We start from the raw sequence: 22,678 nt of genomic DNA, 5'->3' as shown, positions 1-22,678 counted from the left end.
CGGCACCAAGTGGCATCGACGTCCTCCGGACGGGCACCACCCCCGATTTTCCCGGCCTCGGGCGGGACCGCAAGGGCCCGGGAAGACTACAAACGACGCGGACACACCTTCATGCGACCTGCCCGCGAAACCGCCCCCGGCCCCGCAGCAGCCCGGCTACACTCACCGCCACCAGGCGACTGACCAGGACATACGCAGAACTCTCACTGGAGTACTAAACCGGGGCGGTCATAAGTGGCCATCCCGGCGCGGGTGTCGGCCGGGAGCAGCCCGTGCCGGACCTCGCGCTGCCAACGCGGTGAGAAGTGCTGCGACTTGGCCTGGATCTCGATGCCCAGCAGCGCCCGCTCCCCGGCCGCCGCTGCCAGTAAGATCACCGACGGCACGGCGTCGCGCTCCTGATCGGCGCTGGGCCGGAGATCGGAACCCGCTTGTGAGTGCCGAATGCGCGTCAGTCTGCTGCCTCACAACGAACCCCGCGTCCCGCCTGCGCCCAAGGCCCATGCCCCAGGTTTGCCGCCGTTTGCGGTGCCGACTGGGTCCAACCTGCGGCAGAGTAGGTCCGCCCTCTGATGAAGGAGGGAAGGCTCGGGGCGAGCGTGGAAAGCTGCGGAGGCAAAGTGCGTGGCGGAATTGGCAGTCGACTTCTCGGGTTCTTCCTGCTGGCGGTGGCTGCCGTCGACGGGATCGCAAACACCATGGCCATCAACGCGGCGACAGCGAAGCCTCGCTGGCCCGGGGAGCTTGACCTATTGCGGCGCTACCCTTGGCTATCTGTCGCCGCGCTCACTGCCTTGGGGCTAATCGTGCTCGCGGCCCAGAGCTGGCGTGACCGGCGCGGCGCGCGCATGAGTCAGAGCCCCCCACTTCCACCGAGAAGGCGTGTCCCTGATTGGGTAGTTCAGCGAGCAGAGACGAGTGCCGCCGTAGAGGCTCTCTGTTCAAAATCGGGCAGCGCTGTAGCAATCACTACCGCCCTGCAGGGCACCGGAGGATTCGGGAAGACTACCCTCGCGAACCTAGTTTGTGATAGCCGTCGAGTCCGAAAGCACTTCCACAATCGGATCTACTTCATCTCGCTCGGCCGGGATGTACGGGGCAGGGCGGCGATCGCTGCGAAGGTAGCCGAGGCCACCCGCTTCATCACCGGCGATACGACCACGTTCGACGATCCGGAACTCGCGGGCGCGCATCTGGGACGGCTTCTCGACCTTCGTCTCCGAACACTCCTAGTCATCGACGACGTCTGGGAACGCGAACAGCTGGAACCCTTTCTCTTGGGCGGCACGAAGTGCTCCCGCCTCGTCACGACACGAATCTCCGACTCCCTTCCCGGCAACGCGCATCGAATCGTTGTCGATGAGATGACCCTTGAGGAAGCCCGCCAGCTCCTACTGTGGGGAGTGCCCCCGCTCGAAGATCGCCTGGTCCAAGAACTCCTGTACGCGACTGGCAACTGGCCACTATTGGTACGTCTCACCAACAGGCTGATCGCAGAAGACATCACGACGGGAGCAAACCCGACCGACGCAGCTCGAAACGCCCTGCAACGATTGCATCTCAGCGGGCCGAGCGCACTCGATCCCGTAGAGCAGCTGAATCTGGACGACCCTAAGCAACGCAACAGGGCTGTACGAGCGACGATCGAAGCCGGCACACAGCTACTGCCGCACGACGGCGCCGCGCTCTTCGCCGAACTCGGCGTCTTCGCTGAAGACGAGGTGATCCCAGTCCGACTCGCCTGCCTCCTTTGGCATAAGACCGGCGGACTGACAGAAACCCAGTCCCGCGAACTGTGCCGAGCACTGGGCAGACTCTCGCTGGTCAGCCTTGACGCCGCAGACCAAGGGCGGCTGACCCTTCACGACGTGATTAGGGACTTCCTTCGTGGCGAACTCGGCGAAGTGCAACTCACAGCAACCCAAGGGGCGCTCGTGGTCGCGGTGGAAGACACGCTCCCGGCCGCCGCTCCCCTCGGAAGCCGCACCCAGCAACCCGACGCCGCGTGGTGGGAATTGCCGTCCGGATACATGCAGGACCATGCCATCGCGCATCTCGTGGGCGCAGGCCGGAGCGATCAAGCCGAGGCAGTGGCCAGTGACATTCGCTGGCTGGAAGCCCGGGTCGACCAGCGCGGACCTCTGGCAGCATGGCTGGATTTGCTCCAGGTCCAGACCTCCACAGCAGCAGCTCGGGCACAGGACATCGCCAGCGTGGCGCACCTGTTGACTCCGACCGCACCGGCCCGAGCCTTGAACGCGATCCTGCAGAGTCGGCTTGCTGGAATCGACCGATGGCAGGATCAGCTTCCTACGGCATCGGGAAGACTGGCTCGTCCGGCCCTGATCAACAACTGGACCCCGCCTGATCTCCCGGATCAGGCACTTCGCCGGACCTTCAGCGGCCATTCAAGTTCGATCGCAGCCGTTGCGGCAACTCACGACGGCGCACGCTTGATCAGTGTCTCGCGGGATAAGTCGGTCCGGATCTGGAACAGGTCGACCGGTGACTTGATCGACACCCGTCAGGAGCACACGGGATGGGTCAGGGCACTGGCAGTCGCACCCGACGACAGCGGGTTTGTGACAGGCAGCGAGTCAGGTGAGGTGCGATGGTGGGACTTGCACGGCCAGACGCCCAGCGCGCCCGTCTCAGGAGCCGGACATATCGGGGGAGTTACGGCGATTGCGATCTCCCCTGATGGTGCTTGGTTCGCGAGCGCTGGCTACGACAAGCAGGTAGCGGTACGTAAGACGGACACCCTTGCTCTCGTCGCCACCTTGGCCCTGGAAAATCGTGAGGTCACGGCCCTCGACTTCACCGCAGACAGCAAGCTGCTGGCCACCGGCAGCGCCGATGGTGAAGTTCGTCTCTGGGACTGGGCAACGGGGACGACGACGGCTCGACTCAAGGAGGAAGGGCACGTCTACTCCCTGGCCGTATCAGCAGGGGACGGGTGGCTCGCGTTCGGCACCAGTGCCGGAGAGGTTCGTACTTGGGACATGAAGAGCGGCTCCTCGGAGGTGGCGCTGGAGCGAGGAAGCGGTCCCGTTTACGCTCTGGCGATCTCAGCAGGCGGGGGTTGGATCGCTGCCGGGACAGCCGGCGGCGATCTTCGTCTCTTGGACAGAGCGGCTGACCTGGCTATCACGATTCCCAGTCACTCCGACATGATCTCAGGGGTCGCAATCTCTGCCGACGGGGACTGGGTCGTGACAGCTGGGCAGCAGGATCTTCGGCTCTGGGATGTGTCGGCCTGCGCGTCTCCAGCCACATCGGAACCGTCGTGGTCCCGGAGGGTGTTTGCTGTGGCCGTTTCCTCGGATGGAACCTGGATCGCTAGCAGCGGCGATGACAACAAGATCCGCATCCGAGAGAAAGGTTCGGGGGCGGTCATCGTCACACTGGTCGGTCACCAGCGGGCCGTGACATCTGTTTCCCTGTCCAATGACGGCACGCTGATCGCTAGCGCCGACATGGGGGGCCAAATCCGGATCTGGGACCGAGCGCGCGAGATGACGATCGCCAACGCGGAGGTGTACAACGGCGAACCAGTTTCGGCGTTGACCTTCTCGCCTGACGCAACCCGATTCGTGACTATCACCAGCCACGGGGCGGTCGAGCTTTGGGACACCGCCACGTGCACTGAACTCAAAACGGGCTTCACGCAGACTACGATCCCCCTGGGCGGGTCCGCTCACGCGGCTGACGGGAGTTGGTTCGCCACCGGCGGTGACGACGCGAACGTCAGGCTCTGGGACACGGAGACCTGCGCCGTTACCTCCACCCTGTCTGGGCATAAGGACACGGTCCACGCGCTGGCCATCGCTTCAGACGGAACATGGCTGGCTTCCGGTGACGCGGCTGGTGACGTGCGTGTCTGGGACCCGGAAAGCGGGACCACCACTGCAGTCCTCTCGGCGACAGGCAGGCCGATCCACAGCATGGCCATCTCACCAGACGGTCGGTTCATCGCAGTAGCAGATAGTGGTGGGGAGCTACGGATCTGGGAACGCGCGTCAGGGCAAGTCACAGCTCTCATGCGCGCCGATGGAGCCCTGTTCGCCTGCTCCTGGACGCCTGATGGGACTGCCGTGGCGGCTGCGGGCGAGAAGGGCGTGTACTTCTTCGGCTTCGTCACGGGTTAGTGCTGGCGCCTGCGGGACGGATGGCAGTTCCGCAGGGTTGAGCAACCGGGCGGTTTTCCGCAGCCGTCGCGGCGACAGCCCTGGGCAACCAACATCCGCGAGGTGTCACGTGTTGTTCGACATAACGCGCGGGCTGACACGCTGGACCCTGGCAGCGCTTGTTGCAGCAGCGAGGGCTGCGAGGCCGCGGTGATCACGCTCTGCAGGGCTTGGTGGTGACGAACAACCCCAGCGACGACAGCAGCACCGAAGCTAGTTGGCAGACCGTCAGTAACGCGGTCCGGTGCCGGTCGACCTGCCGCGGCTGGCGCGAACGAGGTCCGCACCAGCCGCGGCAGTCGGCGGCGCATCGCGCCCAGGTTGATGGGCTGGGGGATCTCGTCGCTGTCCCCGGGGGGATGCGCCCACCGCAGCACCTCGCCCTGCGCGGCTGTGGGGGTCTCCTCGGATTCCTGCGGTTCCTCTTACTCCGTCACCGTCGTCGTCACGGCTCCCTGCCTCTCCCCGGGGGACGCGGTTGTGGCTGCTCCGGTCAGAGGTGATGCTCGTTGCGTTGCTGGAGGTGCTGTCGGGCATGTTCGAGGTCGGCGGGGGTGTCGACGGCGGGGCCGCCGTCGTGGGTGCGCAGCAGCCGGACCCGGTGTCCGTGTTCGATCAGGCGCAGCATCTCTACAGACTCGGCCTGTTCGAGGGGACCTTGGGGTAGTTCCGCGAAAGCGAGAAGGGCGCTGCCGGTCATGGCATAGAGGCCTAGTTGCCGCAGGTAGCCGGGGTGCTGTCCGCGTGCGAAGGGGATGGGGAGGCGGGAGAACATCAGGGCGTTGTTCTCGCTGTCGCCGACGGCTTTGACGATGTTGGGGTCGTTGATGTCGTCAGGGTGGTCGATGGGGGTGCAGGCATTGACGGCGTCGGCGCCGATCGGGTCGTTGGCCAGGGCGTAGGAGACGGCGTCGATGGCGCCGGGGTCGATGAAGGGTTCGTCGCCCTGGACGTTGATGTAGCCGTCTGCGGTGAGCTGTTGGGCGGCTTGGGCGACGCGGTCGGTGCCGGTGGCGCAGGGGCCGGTGAGGACGCAGGGCACGTCGTAGGTCTCGCATGCTTTGGCGATGCGCCGGTCGTCGGTGGCCACGACGGCGCCGACGATGAGCCTGGCCTGGAGGCAGCGCTGGTGGACGTGCCAGAACAGGGGGTGCCCGCAGAGGTCGGCCAGGGGTTTGCCGGGGAAGCGGGTGGAGCCCCAGCGGGCGGGGATGATCGCCAGGTGGTCCGGCGTCTGGGCGGCGCTCATGCGGCGGCCGGCTGGTGGCGGGCGACCAGGGCGTTGAGCTGCTCGCGCATGCCGGTCCGCAGGTCCGTCGTGGGCGTCCAGGAGAGGAGTTGCTTCGCGCGGGTGCGGTCGGCGCAGGTGCTGGGGATGTCGCCGTCGCGGGTGCCCTGGGCCTGAAGGTCGATCGGCTGTCCGGTGAGCTGTTCGGCCAGGGCGATGATCTCGTGCAGGGAGGTGTTGGCGCTGCTGCCGACGTTGACGACGAGGTTGGCGTCCTCGGTGGTCGCGGCGGCGATGGTGGCGGCCACGGCGTCGGTGACGTAGGTGAAATCGCGGCGCTGGTGGCCGTTGCCGTACAGGCGCAGGGGCTGGCCGGTGGCGGCGGCGTGCAGGGCGCGGTGGATGAACATGTCGGAGCGCTGGCGGGGGCCGTAGACGGTGAAGTACCGCAGGGCGACGACGGTGGTGGCGCTGCCGTGCCGGGCGGCGTGGGCCAGGCTGAGCTGTTCCTCGGCGAGTTTGGTCACCGCGTAGGGGGAGGCGGGGGCGGGGTGGTCGCTCTCGATACTGGGCAGGCCATCGGTGACGCCGTAGATGCTGGAGGAGGAGGCGACGACCACCCGCGGCACGCGCATCGCGGTGGCGGTGTCCATCAGGCGCTGGGTGGCCAGGACGTTGGCGTCGATGTACTCGCTGAACTGCGGTCCCCAGGAGGGGCGGACGCCGGGGATGCCGGCGAGGTGGAAGACGGCGTCGGCGTCCAGGAGGAGCGGTTGCAGGGCGCAGTCGCGCAGGTCGGCGGTGACGGGGTGGTAGCCGGGGCGGCCGTGCAGTGGGGCGAGGTTGGCGGCGGCGGCCGGGTCGTTGTGGTCGCGCTTGTCGACGGCGATGACGGTTGTGCCGTTGTTCAGCAGGGCGTCGGTCAGGTGGGAGCCGATGAATCCGGCGGCTCCGGTGACTACGACCCTGCGGGGGCTGGTGCTGCTGTTCACGTGCGGTCTCCGTTCGAGTAGTAGGTGCGCGGTCACATGAGCTGGTCGAGCAGGGTGGTGCCGTAGTGGTGGAGGGTCTGGTCGCCGGTCTCGTGGCCGCGGACCAGGGCGGTGGCGGCTTCGTAGGCGCCGAAGGTGTGCAGGACGGCGCTCTCGGCGGTGGTGGGTGTGCCGTAGCCGCGGTGGAAGGCGTCGCGCAGGTGCGGGGAGGTGGGCCAGTGCCGGTGGTGCAGGCGGGCGAGGTCGCGCAGGCGGGCGTCGGGTCGCATGTGCTCGAAGTCGACGACGGCCAGTCCGGTGTCCGCTGACCAGCACCAGTTGCGGGGCTGGTAGTCCAAGTGGCAGGCGGCTGCTTCGAGTTCGGTGTCGGCCAGGTCGGCTGCGGCGGCGTGCAGGAACGCGCGGCCGGCGCTGGTCAAGCCGGCCTGGTGGGCGCGGTCGGCCCAGCCGGTGAGCCTGAGCGCGAGCTGTCGGCCGAGTTCGGACGCTGGCGGGGTCAAGGTGGCGGCGTGCAGGGCGCGAAGAGCCGCGCCGGCTGCCTCGTGGATTCGGGGCTGGTCCGGGTGGTCGAGGGGCAGGACGGCGACGGGGGTGCCGGGCACTTCGCTCAGGAGCAGGGTGCGGCTCGCCTCGTGATGGGCCACCAGAGCGGGGACTTTCGCGCCGACGTGGTGCGACCAGCTGGTGTAGGCGCGCAGTTCCTGGGCGAAGCGTCCGGGCTGCTGGTGCTGCTTGGCGTAGAAGCCCCGGCCCTGGACGTCGGTCAGGTGCAGGATGCGCTCGGGCAGGCGCGCGTCGGGGTGGACGGTGACCTCGCCGGCGACGATGCGGGCCAGTTCCAGGCGGGGGTCGGTCAGCGAGGTGGTCACGGCTGCGCCTCCCACAGGTGGGCGGTGTCGTTGTGCCGCTCCAGCAGCCAGCGCCGCTGGCCGCGGGTGTTGCGGTGGTGCTGCCAGCGGGTGAGGGAGGCGTGGTCGACGGTGAAGCCGACCGCGGCCTGGTCGACCGGGCCGAGGAGCAGGGCGTGCAGGGCCTGGACGCTCTCGCCGTGGACCGCCAGCAGGACGCGCTTGGCGCGGCACTGCTCGATGAGCTGGTCGAAGGCGAGGCCGGCGCGGTGGAGGTAGCCGTTCCAGGTGTCGGAGCCCTCGGCCCAGGGCTGGTCGGGGTGGGCGTGGGGGCCGCCGCCGTGCTGGTCCTTGACGGTGCGCCAGGGCTGGCCGTCGGCGGCCCCGTGCACCGGGCCGTCCAGGACCGGCTCCACCGTCAGCGGCATCGTGAGCGCGTCCGCGAGGATCTGGCCGGTCTGGCGCAGCCGCAGGCGCGGGCTGGCCAGCAGGACGTCGAACGGGCGCTCGGCGTGTTCGGCGGCCAGGCGGCGCGCGGCGCGTTCGACCTGGGCGGTGCCCTGGTCGGTCAGGCCGGTGCAGGTGAGCGGGCCGCCTACGACGCCGTCGCGGTTGCACTGGGCCTGGCCGTGGCGCAGCAGGACGAGTTCGGTCTCGATCACGGGGTACTCCCGGAGGCGGGCTGCGCCGGACGCGGCGCATACGGGTAGTGGGGGCGGTCGTGGTACGGCGCGGTGAGGGCTTGGTGCAGGTGCAGGTGTGCCACCAGGGCGTCCTCGCTCACGGTCAGTCCCGGGCCGTAGAGGCTGGCGGCGGCGTTGTAGGAGTCGCGGGCGGCGTGGAGGCGTGCGGGGGACAGGCGGCCGTGGGCCAGGGCGAGGGTGTGCAGCAGCTTGGCCAGGTCGTAGCCGAAGGGGGCCAGGGTGAGGTCGTCGAAGTCGACGGTGCGTACCTCACCGGCGGCGGTCAGAAGGAAGTTGCGGGGGTTGCTGTCCTTGTAGAACGCCGCCGGCCCGGTGGCGGTGGCCTCCAGCGTTCGCAGGAGCCGCAGCAGCGAGCCGTCGGCGGGCAGGTACCCGGTCTCGGCCCGCCGGCGCAGCGCCTCCTGCCGGGTCTGGAGGTAGTCCGGCATCCGGCTGTCGGCGGTCCGCCAGGGCTGGTCGAGTCTGGCGCCGCGCAGCTCGACCGCCCACGCCCGGCCGTGAACGCCGCCGAGCAGGGCGGCCAACTGCGGCAGGTCGCTGGGGTGCGCGTGGCGTCCTGGCAGGGGCTCGAAGTCCAGGCTGGTGTTGCTGACCTTCAGCAGCAGCGGCGGCCCCAGCTCTGGGGCCTTCTTCCAGAGCCAGTTGTAGTTGCGCACTGCCGTCTCGCACCGGGTCTTGCTGGTGTACTGCTTGGTGAACGGCGCCTGATTCACCGGCCCGCCTCCGTCCCGGCGGCGGGGCGAAGGGTCAGCCGGAGGTGACCTGGGCCAGCCAGCGCTGGGCGCGACGGCGGCTGGTCAGCAGCACCACCTGGGCGTGCGGCGCGTGCTCGTGGACCTTGGCCAGTACCCGGGGCCGCATGCTGCGGCGGTAGCCCAGGACGTACTTGATCAGCCCCCAGTGGATGCGGTTGTGCACCCCGTTGCCCTTGTGGCCGCTGCCGTGGCGGAGCTGGCGTCCGAGCAGGCCGCGCAGGCACGCCAGGGTGGAGACGTCCATCAGCACCACGGTGTCGCAGGCCGCGAGCCGGATCGGCAGGGTGGAGTTGTAGTTCCCGTCGATCACCCAGCGCGGCTGGGCGACCAGCTCCTGCTGCCGCTGGGCGAACTTCTCCTTCGGCAGCTCGTTCCAGTCGTCGTCGTAGAACACCGCGTCCAGGTGCGTGACCGGCGCGTTCAGCTGTTCGGCGAGCAGCCGGGCGAGGTGGGACTTGCCGGAGCCGGAGCAGCCGACGATCGAGACCTTGTTCACGGTTCTCCACGGTAACGGGGTCGGACGGGGCGGCAGGGCTACTCGCCCCGATGTGCACAACTGCGGTCGGAGCCTGCTGGTTCGGGGGCCTCATGCCGTCACCCGCCAAAGGCTCGGTGTGGCAGCGCTCCCGGCGGGCCGGCGCAGCAGCCGGTCGAGGGTGGCGGCCTGGGTGCTCAGGCGGAACAGCTCCAGCCGGTCCAGGCAGGCGCTGATCAGCTCGGAGTGCTCGTCGGTGCCTTCGATCTGTCGCAGCCACGCCAGTTTCTCCCGCACGTCGGCGCCGGAGCGGACGATCAGCGGGCGGGGCACGAACAGGTGTACGCCGGCGATGTCCGCCGGAGCCAGCGGCAGGCAGCCGGCCAGCACCGCCTCGAAGATCCGCTGCGTCATCTGCCCGGCTGCGGCGTAGCGCTCGGGCAGCAGCAGCACGGTGGTCAGCGAGCGCCGGTACAGGGAGTCGACCTCGATGAAGGGCAGTCGGCCGGTGAAGCGCAGGCCGGGCCAGCGGTCGGTGTCGGTCCACTTCCCGGCGACCTGGTGGTGGACGTCGGCGGCTGGCGCGAAGTAGCGGGAGAACGCGGCGTCGCGATCGTACTGGTTTCCGGCGTAGGCCAGGGTGATGGGGCGCGGCAGGGCTGCCAGGGCCTGCGGGTCGGCGGCGTCCAGCAACTGGTCATCGGCGGGGAAGAGCAGGCGGTGCGCGCCGGGGGTCACGGTCAGGGAGGCTTCGCAGACGGTGACGGCCCGTGCCCGGCGCCGGTGGCTGTCGGCGGGCAGCTTGCGGTCCTTGTCCCAGATGATGGTGGGCAGTTGCCGGTCGGCGGTGTAGTGGGCGAGAAGGTCGTCCTGCCGGTGCAGGTCGCAGGTGTGGCCCGGCGAGCCGCACACGGTGGTGTTGCGGCCGGGGATCGGCCAGCGCCACTCCAGCACCAGCGCGTCCAGCGCCGGGAACCCGGACGGGTCGAAGCGGAACGCTTCCCCGGGCGCGGGGTCGTGGGCCTCGGCGCGGTCGCGGTCGGCCTGGAGCAGCACCAGGTCGTGGCCGTGGGCGGTGAGGGCGTCGAGGAGGGGGCGGCGGTGGCTGCGTCCGCCGTCGGGGGTGTCGGTGATGCCGTTGCCCAGGAAGCCCCAGCAGCTGTATCCGATCCTCATCGGATCACCCACCGGTCTTCGAGCAGCAGCGCGTCCAGGCCGGACTCGGTCAGGCAGTGCAGGGCCATCTGCGGGGTGCCGCACATCGGCTTGCCCTTGATGTTGAGTGAGGTGTTGATCAGCACCGGCACGCCGGTGATCTCGGCGAACGCTTCCAGCAGCGCGTGGATGAAGGGGTTCTGGTCCGCGGTGACGGTCTGGAGGCGGGCGGTGCCGTTGGCGTGGACGACGGCGGGCACCACGGTGCGGGCGGCCACCGTGGCTCGGGCGGCCATAGACATGAACGGCGCCTGCTGACCCAGCGCGAAGAACTCCTCGGCGCGCTCGGCGGTGACCATCGGCGCGAACGGGCGGAACGGCTCGCGGAACTTGACCACCGTGTTCAGCCGCTCCACCACGTTCGGCAGCAGCGGCGAGGCCAGGATGGAGCGGTTTCCCAGCGCCCGCGGACCGGCCTCGACCCGGCCCCGGAAGACCCCGACCACCATCCCGGAGGCCAGTCGCTCTGCCAGGAACCGGGCGAGGTCGCCCTCCTCTAGGGGCTTGCCGGTCAGCATCGGGTGGACGGCCAGGGCCTGGTCGATGTCCTTCTCGCCGTAGGAGGGGCCGAGGTAGCAGGCTCCGCGAATCCCGGTCAGCGGGTGCGCGGTGTCCACACGGGTGTGGACGGCTGCCGCTGCGCCGAGGGCGGTGCCGGCGTCGCCCGGGGCGGGCGGCACGAACACCTCCTCGAACAGGCCGGAGTCGATGATCCGGCCCACGGCCACGCAGTTGGTAGCCACCCCGCCGCCCAGGCACAGCCTGCGCGACCCGGTCAGCTCCTTCGCCCGTTGGGCCAGGTGGAGCATCACCTGCTCGGTGCGCTCCTGAAGGGCAGCGGCCAGGTCCTGGTGGACCTGCTCGATCGGCTCCCGGTCGCGGCGAGGGGTGCAGGTGGCCTGCCGGAACGCTGGCGAGGTCCGCGCCCAGCCGGAGGTGAGAACTCGCACCGGGAACAGCGCCGGGTCGACCGCGAAGCCGGTGTCGGTCAGTGGCACCGCCTGCGCGAACAGGGAGCGGAAGCGGGCGGGGTCGCCGAGCGCCGCCAGGGCCATCACGGTGCCCTCCTCGTCGCCGCGCCGCCAGCCCAGGTGCTCGGTGACGGCGCCGTAGACGTAGCCCAGCGAGGCGGGGTCGTCGACTGCCTGCACCTGGCGCAACCTGGGCTGTTCGGCGTTGCGGGCGTGGGCGATGGTGGTGGTCTGCCGCTCGCCCAGGCTGTCCACCACCAGCACCGCCGCCTCCGACCAGCCGGAGGCGGTGAACGCCGCCAGCTGGTGTGCCCGGTGGTGCTTGACCGCCACCACCCGCGCGGCCGGGAACCGCTGCCCGATCTCCCGCAGCCGGTGGCGGGTGCGGGCGGCGACCTTGGCGAACCCGGCGGCCCGCGCCACCGCCCGGCTGCGGCGCACCGGGTCGGCGGCCATGGCCAAGGCGCGGGGCAGTTCGGCCAGGTAGTCGCCGGGGCGGAAGTTGTAGCCGACCGCCGTCACCTCGCCCGCCGTCAGGCCGGCCTCGCCCAGCAGCCATTCGACGGCGCGTTGCGGGAACTCCTTGGTGTGCTTGCGCTCGACCAGCCGCTCCTCCTCCACGAACCCGACCAGGTGCCCGTCGACCAGCAGCGCGGCGGAGGAGTCGTGGGTGAAGGAGCACAGGCCCAGGACCACGTTCGGGGGCTTCACCGCGTCACCGCCCCGGCGGTCGCCGACTGTGAGCCGCTGTGTCGGCGGTGCTCCAGCTCGTCGAACCACTCTTCGAGCCCCTGCCGCATCGGACCGGTGGCCAGCGCGGCGAAGGTGCGGGCCTTGTCGTGCCGGCCCTCCTTCCAGCAGCGGTAGCCGGCCATCACGGCGGTGAAGGAGTCCCAGGCCGGGTGGACGGTGGGCTCGAAGCCGCGGACCCGGTCCAGCATCGCGTCGAAGCCGGACCATGGGGTGGCCAGGGAATCCATCTCCGGGCTGGCCACCTTGCCCAGCGCGGCATCGGCCAGGTCCAGATCGGTCTCGTACAGGTGCAGCGAGTCCACGTGGTGCCGGTACTCGCCCAGCTCCACGCCGAGCCAGCCGGCCACCAGCTCGTGCAGCACGGTGAAGGTGAACAGGTCGTATGGCAGCCCGGTCCAGGTGTCCTGGCTGCGCATGGTGGTGGCCATGTGCAGCCGTCCCTGCCGCAACTGGAAGCGCCAGTTCAGGGTGCAGGGGATGTCCTTGTGGCCGGGCACGTCGGCCTGCGGGTCGTAGAGCTGGATGACGGCCTGGCGCGAGTCGGGGTCTCGGCGCAGCAGCTCCACCACGTGGGCGAGCTGGTCGACCTCGCCGCGCCAGGAGCGCAGCCGCGGGCCGTAGGCGCCGCGCAGTACCCCGTCGTCGGCGTACTGGCGCAGGCGGGCGTTGTATTCGTAGATCCACGGGTCGTTCGACCCGGACAGGATCCACACGCACTCGGCGGCGGCGAACGCGGTGTTCAGCACCCGGCTGCCGGCTGCGGCGGGCAGCAGCAGGCGTGCGCGCGGCCGGGTCAGCCGCAGCGTCACGCCCAGGGCCTCGCGGGTGGGCAGGCCGCGCGGGCTGGCCTTGTCTCCGTCTCGGGCGAGGGTGATCGCCTGTTCGAACAGGTCGGCGACGCTGTCGGCGGTCATCGTGGTCATCAGGGACGGACTCCTTCCGCAGCCCGCGTGTGCGGGCTGCACTCGCCCGGGGCGGTGGTCGCCGCCCCGGGTGTAGCGCGGTCGATGATCAGTTCGGCGATGTCGGCGGCGCTGGTGCCGCTCCAGCGACACACCGCCTCGCGCGCTTCCGGGCCAGGACCGCCGCTGCCGCCTTCGACGGCACTCAGGGCGGCCGAGACCTGCTGCGCGGTGGCGCAGGCCGTGGCGGCACCCTGCTCGGCCAGAGCGAGGGTTTCCGCCCCGGGCAACGCGAGTTCCAGCACCGGGAGGTTCAGCAGCACCGCTTCCAGGCCGCAGGTGGAGGCGAGCGTGGCCACCGCGTCCGCGCCGGCCAGGCAGCCGCGCGCCCCAATCTCCGCGTCCGCGACCGTCAGCGGCACCCCGCCGGCCGCGGCGGCAAGCTCCACCAGGTCCGCGTCCTGCGCCGGATGCGGGGCCACCACCAGACCCCAGCCGCCGCCCGCGGCCCGCACGCCGGAGGCCAGCAACTGGATCTGCTCCCGGAGCCGGCCGGGAGCGACCGGCTGCGCGGCGAACACCAGCACCCTCCGCACCCCGAACCAGCCCGCCCTCAGCAGCAGTTCCAGGAGGTAGGCCCGCTGCCCCTCGCGGTCGGCTCCGGACAAGGAGTCGAACCGCGGCTGGCCCAGGGCGTGCACCTCGGCGTCCGGGCGCTCCACCCACTGTCTGGCCAGGGCGGCGTCGCGCTCGCCCATCACCACCTGGTAGCGGGCCAGCAGCGCCGGCCGTGAGACGCTGCCGGGCAGCCACGCTCCGTGCTGGACATTGAACGCCGCCACTCCGGCACGCTCGGCGGCCCGGACCGCCAGCACTCCCAGCGGGTTGATGTCGCTGGCGACGACCACCGCCGACGGCTGCGCGGCGGCGAGCTGCTGCTCCAGCCAGCCCTCGACCTCACCGCTCGCGCGCCAGGACGGCTGCGTGCACCCGGCGCTCAGCCCGACCACCAGCGACGCCAGGAACTCCAGGCGCTCCAGCGACACCTGCATTCCGGCCACCGTCGCAACCCGGCCCCAGGCCGTCGGTGCCTCGGGGCAGGCATCAGGCCCGCCGTGCAGTCGAAGCTTCCAACCCGGCACCGCCGCTACTCGACCTGCGGCCTCGGCCCGGACCTGCTGGGCCGGGTCGCTCGCCAGGTCCAGCAGTACCGTGCTGTGGCCGCGGCGGCGCACCTCGGCGAGCACCGGCACCAGCGTCGCCGCGTGACGCGACGACCACGAGACACCCACCACCTCCGCCGGCCCGGCTGCCCGCTCCTGCACCGGGTCGCTCGACGGGACGATGGCGTCGAATCTCGAAAGGCCGACGTCGTAGGCGTGGTTCCGGTGGAGCGAACCCCCCAGCAGGTAGGCCACGGCGGACCAGGTGACCGTGTAGTACCGGTACTCGCGCGCACTGCCGTGCCGCGTCGTCACCAGCGCCTCCCCAGCGACCGGCCGAATGGCCCCCGGGGCCGCCGCAAACGCCGGGTGCGTACCCAACTGCACAAGCTTGCGGACCACTTGGGTGATCAGCCGCCGCACCGGCACATGGTGCACGTCCTGCCACCCCACCCCGCCCGGAGTGCGCCACTGTGCGCCCGACGCCGCCAGGCGGCCCATAAGCTCGGCGGTCACCTGCCGCTCCAGCGCCCGGTCCACCTCGCGCTGCTCCAGCGCCGCTGTGCTCACCGCCGCCCTGCGCCGGCTGCCTCCCGGGCGGGCCAGCACCCAACGCCCCGCCGAGTGACCGGCCTCAGCGAGCCAGAACAGCTCACTCGCCGCGACCGTCGGGCACGGGGCCGCCTGCTCCAGCAGACCAAGCAGGTCGGCGGGAGTGCGTGCGGTCAGCGGAGGGACCGCCCCCGGATCGCCGTAGCCCCAGTCCGCCAGGACGAAGTGCATCCCCGCCCGCTCGGCTGCCTCCTGGTCCACCGCCATGTCCCCGACGTACACGGCCTGGGCGGGGTCGACCCCCAGCTCCAGGACCGCACGCAGAAGCGGATCAGGGGCCGGCTTGCCGCGCCCGTCCCCCAGCGCCCGCACCACGGCGAACGGTGTGCCGAGCCGCCCCAGCAGCGGCACGGCCCGGTGGAGCGGCTTGGACGTCACCACCCCCAGCACCCACCCCGCCGAGGCGAAGGCGCGCAGCACCTCCTCTACGCCGTCGAAGACGGTGGCCAGCGCCGCGTTCTCCAGAGCGGCCTCGTCGTAGGTGGCGTGGATCTCCGATGCCGACCCGACCCCCAGCAGGTCGAGGATCTCCTCGAACGGGCGCCCCAGGTGGTAACGGTAGTGCGCGAACGGCACCGCGACGCCATGCCGTTGCTGTACTGCCGACCAGGCCCTCTGCATGACCGGCAGCGTGTCCACTAGCGTGCCGTCCAGGTCCAGGAGCAGCACCTGAGCACCGGGGATCGGGCAGCTCACCGGTCGGCCGTCGCCGTGCCGAGCCGTCGGTATGGTGACGCGGATGTTCGTGGCGTCGATCATGAGAGGACTCCTTCTGCGGCACCCGGGTGGCGAAGCCCCACGCGAGGGTGGGCGGACTCCTGCTCCAGGTCGACGTCGGTGACGCCCAGCAGGCAACGGACCAGTTGGCTGGCCAGCACCCATGGCACTCGCGGGTGCGTGTACGGCACGGGATCACCCGGCGGCAGCGCCAGGGGCTCAGCGAAGCGGTCGAGGATGTAGGAGGTCCCCAGAACCCCGAACAGCAACGGGTGCTGCACCCGCATGGCCTGGAAGCCGTCGGCCAGGTAGCGGCACTGCTCTGCGGAGAGCAGTGCGTGGGCCAGGCACAGGGGCGGCTGCGCGGTCAGGACGCCTTCGCTGACCGTGTTCTCCAAGGACCCGCGCAGGAACAGCCAGCCCTGGTGGTTGTGGTCGGCCGGCCGTGTGCACACCTGGCACAGCAGTCGCTCCATACAGATCCGCTGGCGCTGGGGGTGCACGTCCTTCCAGCGCGGGCGGCCTGCCGGCAATTGAGAGACGCGGCCCCAGAGCACACCTCGCTCGTCGCGGTCCTCCGGGCGCTCGTCCTGGTAGCCGATGCCGCACCCGGCCGAAAGCGCCACGATGCGTACACAGCTGGGGTCTTCGCCCGCACGGGCGGTGATGAACGGCACCGCAGTCGGCTTGCCGCTCATCCCGCAGCCCCGCGGCCGACCGGTTCCAGGCAGCGTCCGTCGGGCAGCACCGCGCCGGTGTCCTCGAAGACCAGGACCCCGTTGCACAGCAGCGCCCACCCCTGCTCGGGGTAGCTGACGACCGCGACGGCGGCCTGCTGGTCGGGGCTTCCGGCCGGCGGGCAATCAGGCTTGTGCTGGCACATCATCAGACTCCGAGAACGTGAGGAGGCGGGCGGAAGCTGGCCCGGACAGGGGGTGCTCGGCCGGCCCCGGATCGGGCTGGGGGAGCCCAGGACAGAAGATCGGGGCCGACCGAGGTGCAGCTCCCCGCGGCCGGGAGCAGTCTCACCGGCCACGGGGAAGTTCAAGCGGCGAGCCAGCGCCGCGCGGTGCGCTCCAGCGGGGCGGGCAGTGCTCTGCGCAGCGCCCGCCCACGGCTGGTGCGGGCCAGTCGCACCGCGGCTTCGGAGACGCGTGACGCGCCGCGCAGCTCGACGGCCGCCCACAGCACGCGGCCGGGACCGTTCGGCCTCGACGCCATCCCCCACCGGCACGTGCTGCTGTCGAGGGACGCCAGCAGCCGGGAGGACGGCTCGTTGCTGGCGCGGTCCACCATCTCCACGGTGACGGCGTTGCCCGGAATCAAGGAGACAGTGACCTCGATCTGGACGAAGCGGGTACCCGCCACGACCACGTGACGAAGGGCTGTGATCACCACGGCGAGGAGTTCCATCTGCTCCGTGGTCAGCGCGGCTCCCCAGTGCAGCAATTGGCGCTCGACCGCATCGGTGATCTGCCTGCTGGTCCGGTCGGCGGGGAAAAACCACGTCTGGATCTGCATCATCACCGTTCTCCTTCAGTGGAGTTGCCTGCAGGTAAGCCGTTGACCTGGGGGAACCTGGTTGCCGCGCGCGCCGCGAGTTCGGTCACAGGTCCCTCACCGCCCCGAGCACCCGGGCCACGATCCGCACGTCCGCGCCGTTCCTCGGCGGCTCGGCGGCCACAGCGATGTCCGCCCAAACCGCCTTGCCGCCAACGGGTAGCAGAAAGGCGCCCCAGTCCCGGGCCAAGCCGCTCACCACGAGGAATCCCCGGCCTCCCTCCGCGCCGGGTGCGGGCGTCCGACGGATCGGCATCTGCGCACTCGCGTCGAACACCAGCACCCGCACCGCGGCGTCGCCCGTGGAATCGGCCAGCAGGTCGAGAGCGATGTCGAAGACTGGGATGCGGTCCGCCTCGCCCTTGGCATGCCGGAGGACGTTCGTCACCAACTCCGTGACGACCAGCCGCACATCCGGCCGGACACTGCGCGGCACCCCCCAGCGTTGGAGGGCCTGATCCGCCAGCGCCCGGGTGAGGCGCGGGGCCGTCTCGGTGGCTACCAGCCTCAGATGCTGGCGGTCGCGGATGGGCAGTGCCCGTGGCCGCCTCGCCGTAATGGTCATGTCCTCGACAAGTGGTGCTGTGGAAGTCCCCACTGCGCTCCTCCTCTCCGGGGTTGCCGATGCTGGGGCCAGGAAGGCTCCGCCAGCGGCTCTGTCTCATTAAGCGCCCGGCGAGGCCGAAAGTGGCGGTGCCCAAGCGGACGGATCGAGCAGTCCGCTTCAGCAGCTCGGCGGCGCACGGCCGGACCCGCGCCACCAGCGGAAACCCTCAGCGGGCTCGCACTGGAAGCGGACAGGAGCCGGTGCGAAGCGGACAGCACCCGGAGCGGCACGCTGGCGCCTCACTACGTGCCGAGTGCCGCTGAGCAGCAGCCGCATCACCGGCGAAGGGCCGCAAGCGAATCCCATGGGTCGGCCCCCTCGGTTGTGTCGGCTGCGGCCTTCGGCCGCGTTCCTGCACGTTCTGGCTTGAACCGATCACACACCGGTACCGGCCGGGGAACAATGACTTAGGGCGATCCAGGACCGATCCCATGGCTGGAGGAGGGCGCCCGTGCCTGATCAACTGCGCGAGGATATGCGCGACCACCGACGGGCCTCGGGCCTGCCCTGGTCAGCCTTCGCCCGCGAAGCCGGCTTCGCCGCGCCGTACCTGCGCAACGTGGAGAACGGCAACAGGAAGATCACGCCCGAAGTGGTAGCCGCCTACGACCGCGTGCTCCACACCGGCGGCACCTTCGCCGCCGAGCTGGCGGCGACACCCGCCGCCGGCCAGAAGGACACGGCGTGGAACAGGGACGGAGGCATCGCCGTACTGACCGACTTGGTGAACGGGAGCAATGTGGACCGCCGGAGCTTCCTGACATCCGGGATCGCACTGTCACTGTCAGCGGCCAACTGGGAGAAGGCCCTCGCCACGGGCACGCCGCCCCCATCCCCGTCAGACGATCCCGCGCAGCTCGCACGGATCGAGGGACGCCTGGATGATCTCCGCCGTCTGGACGACGAACTCGGCAGCGGAGAAGTCCACCGGCTCGCGCGCGGAGAACTCCTCTACATCGTCACCCTGATCAAGACGGGCCGCTACTCCGGCACCTCCCTGGACCGGCTGTTCAGCATGGCCGCAGAGGCGGCACGCCAGGTGGCGTGGAGCGCGTTCGACCAGGGCCGACCCGGCACAGCCCAGCGGTACTTCGACGGCTCCCTGCGCGCCTCCGCCATCGCCGACGACCCGCTCAGCGGCGCCTACGCGCTCTCCTTCGCCGCCATCCAGTGCTACTCCACCCCACACCAGGCACAGCGCGCCGTCTCGCTGCTGGAGACCGCCCGGGAGAAGGTCAAGCACACGGCCACCCCGCGGATGGAGGCCATGCTCGCCGCCCGCACCGCCCGCGCCCTGTCGAAGGCCGGCGAAGGCAAAGAGTGTGCCCGCCAACTCGCCATCGCCCGAGCGGCCCTGGACCGCGGAGTCCACGACGACGATCCCAAGACCCTGTACTGGGTCGACTACGGCGAGATCGAGATGATCGCCGGCTCCTCCGCACTACAGCTCGGCGACCCCGACGAGGCACTGCGCTGCTTCGATGCGGCCATGGGCGCCGCCTACCCCGGGGACGACGAGTACCCGCGCAGCCATGCCATCTACCTCGCACGCGCCGCCGAGGCCCACCTCGCCCGGCACGACCTGGACGCCGCTGTCGCCAGCGCACGGCACGCCGCGCGGTGCCTCGGGGTAGTGGACTCCGCCCGTTCGGCCTCCGAACTCGCCGGCCTGCGCTCCCTGCTCGCCGCCCACACCGGGCACCGAGGAGTGCGCGAGTTCCTAGAGATCGGGTAGCCCGAGGGCACCCCGGAGCTGCGCGGCGACGACCCGCTCATCCAGGGCGTGCAGAGTGCTGAAGCCCAGACGCTGCGCTGCCACAAGGTTCACCTCGCTGTCGTCGACGAACAGGCACTCCCCAGCGCGGAGGCCGAGCCTGTCGAGGACCAGCTCGAAGATCGCCGGGTCCGGCTTGCGCACTCCGTGTTCAGCCGAGAGCACCACCTCGTCGAAGGAGCCAGCGAGGTCGAAGCCGGCGTACGGGTTGTACGGCTCCTGACCGAGGCTGTTCGAGACCACGGCCGTCCGCACACCTGCGGCGCGGGCCTCCTTCGCCACCTTCAGGACGAGGTGGGCAGGGAAAGCGTCGTGCAGGTACCGGGCGAGGAGGTTCTCGGAGGCCACCCCCATCAGGGCAGCGAACCCGGCATTCCAGTCCGCCTGGCTGATCTCTCCTAGCTCCAGGCGGCGGAACAGCTCCTGCCCTCGCTCGTCGGCCCAGGCCCTCAGGAAGGTGCCCCGGCGAATCTTCTCCCGGTCCTCGAACCCCGAGATCACCTCAACCATGTTGAAGGTCAGGACCCCGAAGAAGTCGAAGACCACACCGCGGAACCTTGATGCCGTCGCCATCCTGCAAGCCTATCCAGGTGCGGCAACTGCCAACCGCTCTCTGGTGCGTCTCACCGAAACCCTCACTGCGTGGTGGGGATTGGACCGATCGCATAAGTCCGAAGTGGCTCCCTGCCTCCCGCCTGCACGGTCTAATAGTGCCGAGGCTGCTGGCCAGTCGGCTCTGGCGCCTCAGCCTGCATACGAAGGACGGGGATCGTGCCGCAGCCGAGACGACCGCTTCAACCCAACCGGTCGGCGGTGGACTGGTTCGGCGCCGAGATCAGGTATTGGCGCGAGCTGCGCGGCCTGACCCCGAAGCACCTGGGGGATTTAGTCGGCCTCAGTGCAGACGCCGTCGAGAAGATCGAGAAGGGCGACCGACTGCTCTCAGCCGAGCATGCCGGCAAGATGGACCAGGAGCTGCGCACTGGCGGCGTTCTGGCCCGGTTCCGGCCCTTCGCCAAGGCCGAAGCGGACAAACGAAGAATCGAAGCGGACAGACGGAGAATCGTCAGCCCGTCTCCCCGGCCTCGCGGCAAGCTGGACGGTAAGCAGCCGACCAGGGAGGTGACCTTGGAGGCCCATGCCTTCGCTGCATCTCCGCCAGAAGGTGGCTGGGATGATCCTCAACAGGTCTTCTCCCAGGTACGTGCCCTGACCGGTGCAACCATCATGGGTGCCGCAGAGATCGTGGACTCCTCGATCATCGCCCTGGTCGAGTCCTACGAGGCCCGAGGCCCCCAGGCACTAGCCCCGGAGGCGCGGAGCCTCCGAGCGCTCTCCCACCAACTGCTCGCCGATCGCGGCCTCGGCGCCAACGACCGCCGCGATCTTCTGCACCTGGCCGGGCGCATCTCGGCGCTGCTCGCCTACATGGCCGTCAACGCGGGTGCTCCCCTCTTGACCAGCCAGGCGTATGCGGTCGAAGCCGCGGCGCTTGCCGACGAGATCGGCGACACGAACCTCGCGGTCTGGGTGGCGGGCACTCGGTCGCTCTCCCTGTACTACGCGGGCAGCTACGCCCAGGCGGACGCTATTGCGGCGGCCGGCATCGCGCGCGCTCCGGCCAGCGCCCAGAGCATCCGGCTCCTGGTCAACGGCCGGGCACGGGCACTTGGGCGGCTACACAACCGCTACGGGGCAGAGAAGGCGATCCAGCAGGCCCTCGACCTCGCCGCGCAGCACGAACTCCCCAGTGGCCTGACATCTTGCATCGCGCTCGACGAGCCGTACTCACACGCCCGGCTGCTGGCCAACGCCGTCACAGCCCGGCTCTCGCTCGGCGACGCCGGACAGGTGAACGAACTCGCATCGCAGATCGAGGGCCTGGTGGACTCCTCCGACTCGGCCTGGAGCCGGGCGCTGGTCCGGCTCGACCAGGCGACCGCCTGCCTGGTCGGGAAGTCCCCCGACGTCGACCGGGCCATGGAGTTGGGTAGGCAAGCGCTCAGGGCAGGAGAGGCCACTCCGATCCGCTCCGTGCTTCAACGAGCGCAAGAGCTTCACCAGGCAGCTGCCCCGTGGTCCACCCACTCAGCAGTACGCGACTACGCCGCCGCCCTCACCACCTGGCGTTCCTCCCCCGCCGCCGGCCTGCTCACCACATGACGAGGATCCCGATGCCCGATCTCGCCTACCACCCGGCCGCCTTCCCCCCGAGCCCTCCCTCGGACAGCGACTCCCCCGCCGCGATCATCGCCTCGGACCAGCACGCCTTCGACCAGCTCACGCGGACCAAAGATCACTGGAGCCGCCCCGGCTGGTCCGACAAGACGAGGATCATCTACTGGCTGCTGACGTTCGATGAGGACCCGGCGCTGACGAAGTCCGCGACCGACATCCAGAGCGCGCTCGCGCCACTCGACTACGACCTGATCGACACTGCGGATCTGCACCTCACCCTGACCCGCGCCGGATCGCGAGACCAGCTCAGCGACTCTGAGATTGACAAACTTGCCAGCATCGCTGCCGGCCGCGTCGGCCCAGCCTTCGAGCTGACCGCCCACCCCCTGGCCGGCTCCGCAGGGGCCGTCCGATACTCCGTCACCCCCTGGTCGCCGGTCATCGCCCTGCACGCGACTCTCAGCATCCTGCACGACGAGCTGGAACTCCCGGGGGGAAAGCCGACTGCCCGGTTTCGGCCCCACCTCGGCGTGGCCTACAGCCGAGGCGAGGGTGTGGCGCAGCCGGTGATCGACACCGTGGCCACCCTCCGTGCGTTGCCTCCGGTCGACCTCGCCATCGCTCACGTCGACTTGGTCGAGCTGAGGCGTGAACCCGGCCGGTACGCCTGGGATCTCCTGCACCGTATTCCGATGGTGCGAGCTGAACCAACGGACGCCTGAGGTTCGGAAGGTATCGACCCCGGTCCCCTGTCGCTGAATTGTGCGGGAACGGCGGCGGGCATCAAGGGCGCTCCTTCGTCGCGTCGCTGCGCGACCAGCCTGCGGCTGGCCCTTGACTCCCGCCGCCTTGCCCCTGGAACTGCTCTCGGGGGGCCGGGGGCGTCCCCGGTCTGCGCAGGGTGGTGGCTGGCCGCCGTCGCCGTCGACTCATAAGTGATCATGGAAAAGCCCAGCTCAGAGCACCTTTACAGTTGACCATGGACCCCAGTTGCTGTAATATTGTTCTTGTTGGAGGGGATGGCACCCCCGCCAGCA

General features: G+C 70.1%; 20 protein-coding genes. 4 read left to right on the top strand and 16 right to left on the bottom strand.

Annotated elements, in window-relative coordinates; translation table 11 throughout:
* Positions 1–203: 203 nt before the first annotated feature.
* Positions 204–386 (bottom strand): hypothetical protein, encoded by a 183-nt coding sequence (locus ABH925_RS33520; protein WP_370154353.1) that lies wholly within the window; start codon positions 384–386, stop codon positions 204–206.
* 186 nt (positions 387–572) lie between these two features.
* On the opposite strand from ABH925_RS33520, the gene ABH925_RS33515 reads away from it, so the two are divergent.
* Complete coding sequence (locus ABH925_RS33515) at positions 573–4,148, top strand: NB-ARC domain-containing protein (RefSeq protein ID WP_370154351.1); 3,576 nt, start codon at positions 573–575, stop codon at positions 4,146–4,148.
* A gap of 532 nt (positions 4,149–4,680) precedes the next feature.
* Here ABH925_RS33515 and ABH925_RS33510 read toward each other — a convergent pair.
* The 14 genes from ABH925_RS33510 to ABH925_RS33445 all read right to left on the bottom strand — a co-directional run bounded on the left by ABH925_RS33510 (position 4,681) and on the right by ABH925_RS33445 (position 17,647).
* Positions 4,681–5,436: a 3-deoxy-manno-octulosonate cytidylyltransferase gene (locus ABH925_RS33510; RefSeq protein ID WP_370154350.1), complete on the bottom strand. Its 756-nt coding sequence runs from the start codon at positions 5,434–5,436 to the stop codon at positions 4,681–4,683.
* The gene (locus ABH925_RS33505; RefSeq protein ID WP_370154347.1) at positions 5,433–6,407 is read right to left on the bottom strand and encodes an NAD-dependent epimerase/dehydratase family protein; all 975 of its coding nucleotides are present in this window, start codon (positions 6,405–6,407) and stop codon (positions 5,433–5,435) included. Before ABH925_RS33505 ends, ABH925_RS33510 begins: the two co-directional genes overlap by 4 nt.
* A gap of 32 nt (positions 6,408–6,439) precedes the next feature.
* A complete protein-coding gene (locus tag ABH925_RS33500; protein WP_370154345.1) occupies positions 6,440–7,276 on the bottom strand; it encodes an aminoglycoside phosphotransferase family protein in 837 nt (278 codons plus the stop codon).
* Entirely contained in the window at positions 7,273–7,917 is a 645-nt protein-coding gene (locus ABH925_RS33495) for a histidine phosphatase family protein (RefSeq protein ID WP_370154343.1), read from the bottom strand. The genes ABH925_RS33500 and ABH925_RS33495 overlap by 4 nt, the downstream gene beginning before the upstream one ends.
* A complete protein-coding gene (locus tag ABH925_RS33490; protein ID WP_370154341.1) occupies positions 7,914–8,672 on the bottom strand; it encodes a phosphotransferase in 759 nt (252 codons plus the stop codon). Before ABH925_RS33490 ends, ABH925_RS33495 begins: the two co-directional genes overlap by 4 nt.
* Before the next feature lie 34 nt (positions 8,673–8,706).
* Positions 8,707–9,210, bottom strand: coding sequence for a topology modulation protein (locus tag ABH925_RS33485; protein WP_370154339.1), 504 nt, complete (start codon positions 9,208–9,210; stop codon positions 8,707–8,709).
* 90 nt (positions 9,211–9,300) lie between these two features.
* Positions 9,301–10,365, bottom strand: coding sequence for a hypothetical protein (locus tag ABH925_RS33480; protein ID WP_370154337.1), 1,065 nt, complete (start codon positions 10,363–10,365; stop codon positions 9,301–9,303).
* On the bottom strand, positions 10,362–12,086 hold the full coding sequence (locus ABH925_RS33475; RefSeq protein WP_370154335.1) for a carbamoyltransferase: 1,725 nt from the start codon (positions 12,084–12,086) through the stop codon (positions 10,362–10,364). Before ABH925_RS33475 ends, ABH925_RS33480 begins: the two co-directional genes overlap by 4 nt.
* Positions 12,083–13,051, bottom strand: coding sequence for a thymidylate synthase (locus ABH925_RS33470; protein ID WP_370154333.1), 969 nt, complete (start codon positions 13,049–13,051; stop codon positions 12,083–12,085). Before ABH925_RS33470 ends, ABH925_RS33475 begins: the two co-directional genes overlap by 4 nt.
* Positions 13,051–15,564: an HAD-IA family hydrolase gene (locus ABH925_RS33465; protein ID WP_370154330.1), complete on the bottom strand. Its 2,514-nt coding sequence runs from the start codon at positions 15,562–15,564 to the stop codon at positions 13,051–13,053. Before ABH925_RS33465 ends, ABH925_RS33470 begins: the two co-directional genes overlap by 1 nt.
* Positions 15,561–16,220, bottom strand: coding sequence for a hypothetical protein (locus tag ABH925_RS33460; protein WP_370154329.1), 660 nt, complete (start codon positions 16,218–16,220; stop codon positions 15,561–15,563). The genes ABH925_RS33465 and ABH925_RS33460 overlap by 4 nt, the downstream gene beginning before the upstream one ends.
* Positions 16,217–16,405, bottom strand: coding sequence for a DUF5999 family protein (locus ABH925_RS33455; RefSeq protein WP_370154327.1), 189 nt, complete (start codon positions 16,403–16,405; stop codon positions 16,217–16,219). Before ABH925_RS33455 ends, ABH925_RS33460 begins: the two co-directional genes overlap by 4 nt.
* Before the next feature lie 161 nt (positions 16,406–16,566).
* Positions 16,567–17,046 (bottom strand): hypothetical protein, encoded by a 480-nt coding sequence (locus ABH925_RS33450; RefSeq protein WP_370154325.1) that lies wholly within the window; start codon positions 17,044–17,046, stop codon positions 16,567–16,569.
* 82 nt (positions 17,047–17,128) lie between these two features.
* The gene (locus tag ABH925_RS33445; protein ID WP_370154323.1) at positions 17,129–17,647 is read right to left on the bottom strand and encodes an ATP-binding protein; all 519 of its coding nucleotides are present in this window, start codon (positions 17,645–17,647) and stop codon (positions 17,129–17,131) included.
* Between the two features lie 493 nt (positions 17,648–18,140).
* On the opposite strand from ABH925_RS33445, the gene ABH925_RS33440 reads away from it, so the two are divergent.
* Positions 18,141–19,424, top strand: a complete 1,284-nt coding sequence (locus ABH925_RS33440) for a helix-turn-helix domain-containing protein (RefSeq protein WP_370154320.1) — start codon at positions 18,141–18,143, stop codon at positions 19,422–19,424.
* On the opposite strand, the gene ABH925_RS33435 is transcribed toward ABH925_RS33440, so the two are convergent.
* Entirely contained in the window at positions 19,410–20,009 is a 600-nt protein-coding gene (locus ABH925_RS33435) for an HAD-IA family hydrolase (RefSeq protein WP_370154319.1), read from the bottom strand. The genes ABH925_RS33440 and ABH925_RS33435 overlap by 15 nt on opposite strands.
* Positions 20,010–20,276: 267 nt before the next feature.
* Between ABH925_RS33435 and ABH925_RS33430 the strand changes: the two genes are divergently transcribed.
* Together ABH925_RS33430 and ABH925_RS33425 are read left to right on the top strand one after the other, a co-directional pair.
* On the top strand, positions 20,277–21,626 hold the full coding sequence (locus ABH925_RS33430; protein WP_370154316.1) for a multiprotein-bridging factor 1 family protein: 1,350 nt from the start codon (positions 20,277–20,279) through the stop codon (positions 21,624–21,626).
* Positions 21,623–22,363, top strand: a complete 741-nt coding sequence (locus tag ABH925_RS33425) for a 2'-5' RNA ligase family protein (protein WP_370154314.1) — start codon at positions 21,623–21,625, stop codon at positions 22,361–22,363. The genes ABH925_RS33430 and ABH925_RS33425 overlap by 4 nt, the downstream gene beginning before the upstream one ends.
* Positions 22,364–22,678 lie beyond the last annotated feature (315 nt).

Source organism: Streptacidiphilus sp. EB129, assembly GCF_041262645.1.
Lineage (GTDB): Bacteria > Actinomycetota > Actinomycetes > Streptomycetales > Streptomycetaceae > Streptacidiphilus.
Note: the sequence above shows the minus strand (reverse complement) of the source record. Positions and strands in the feature narration are given on the sequence as shown.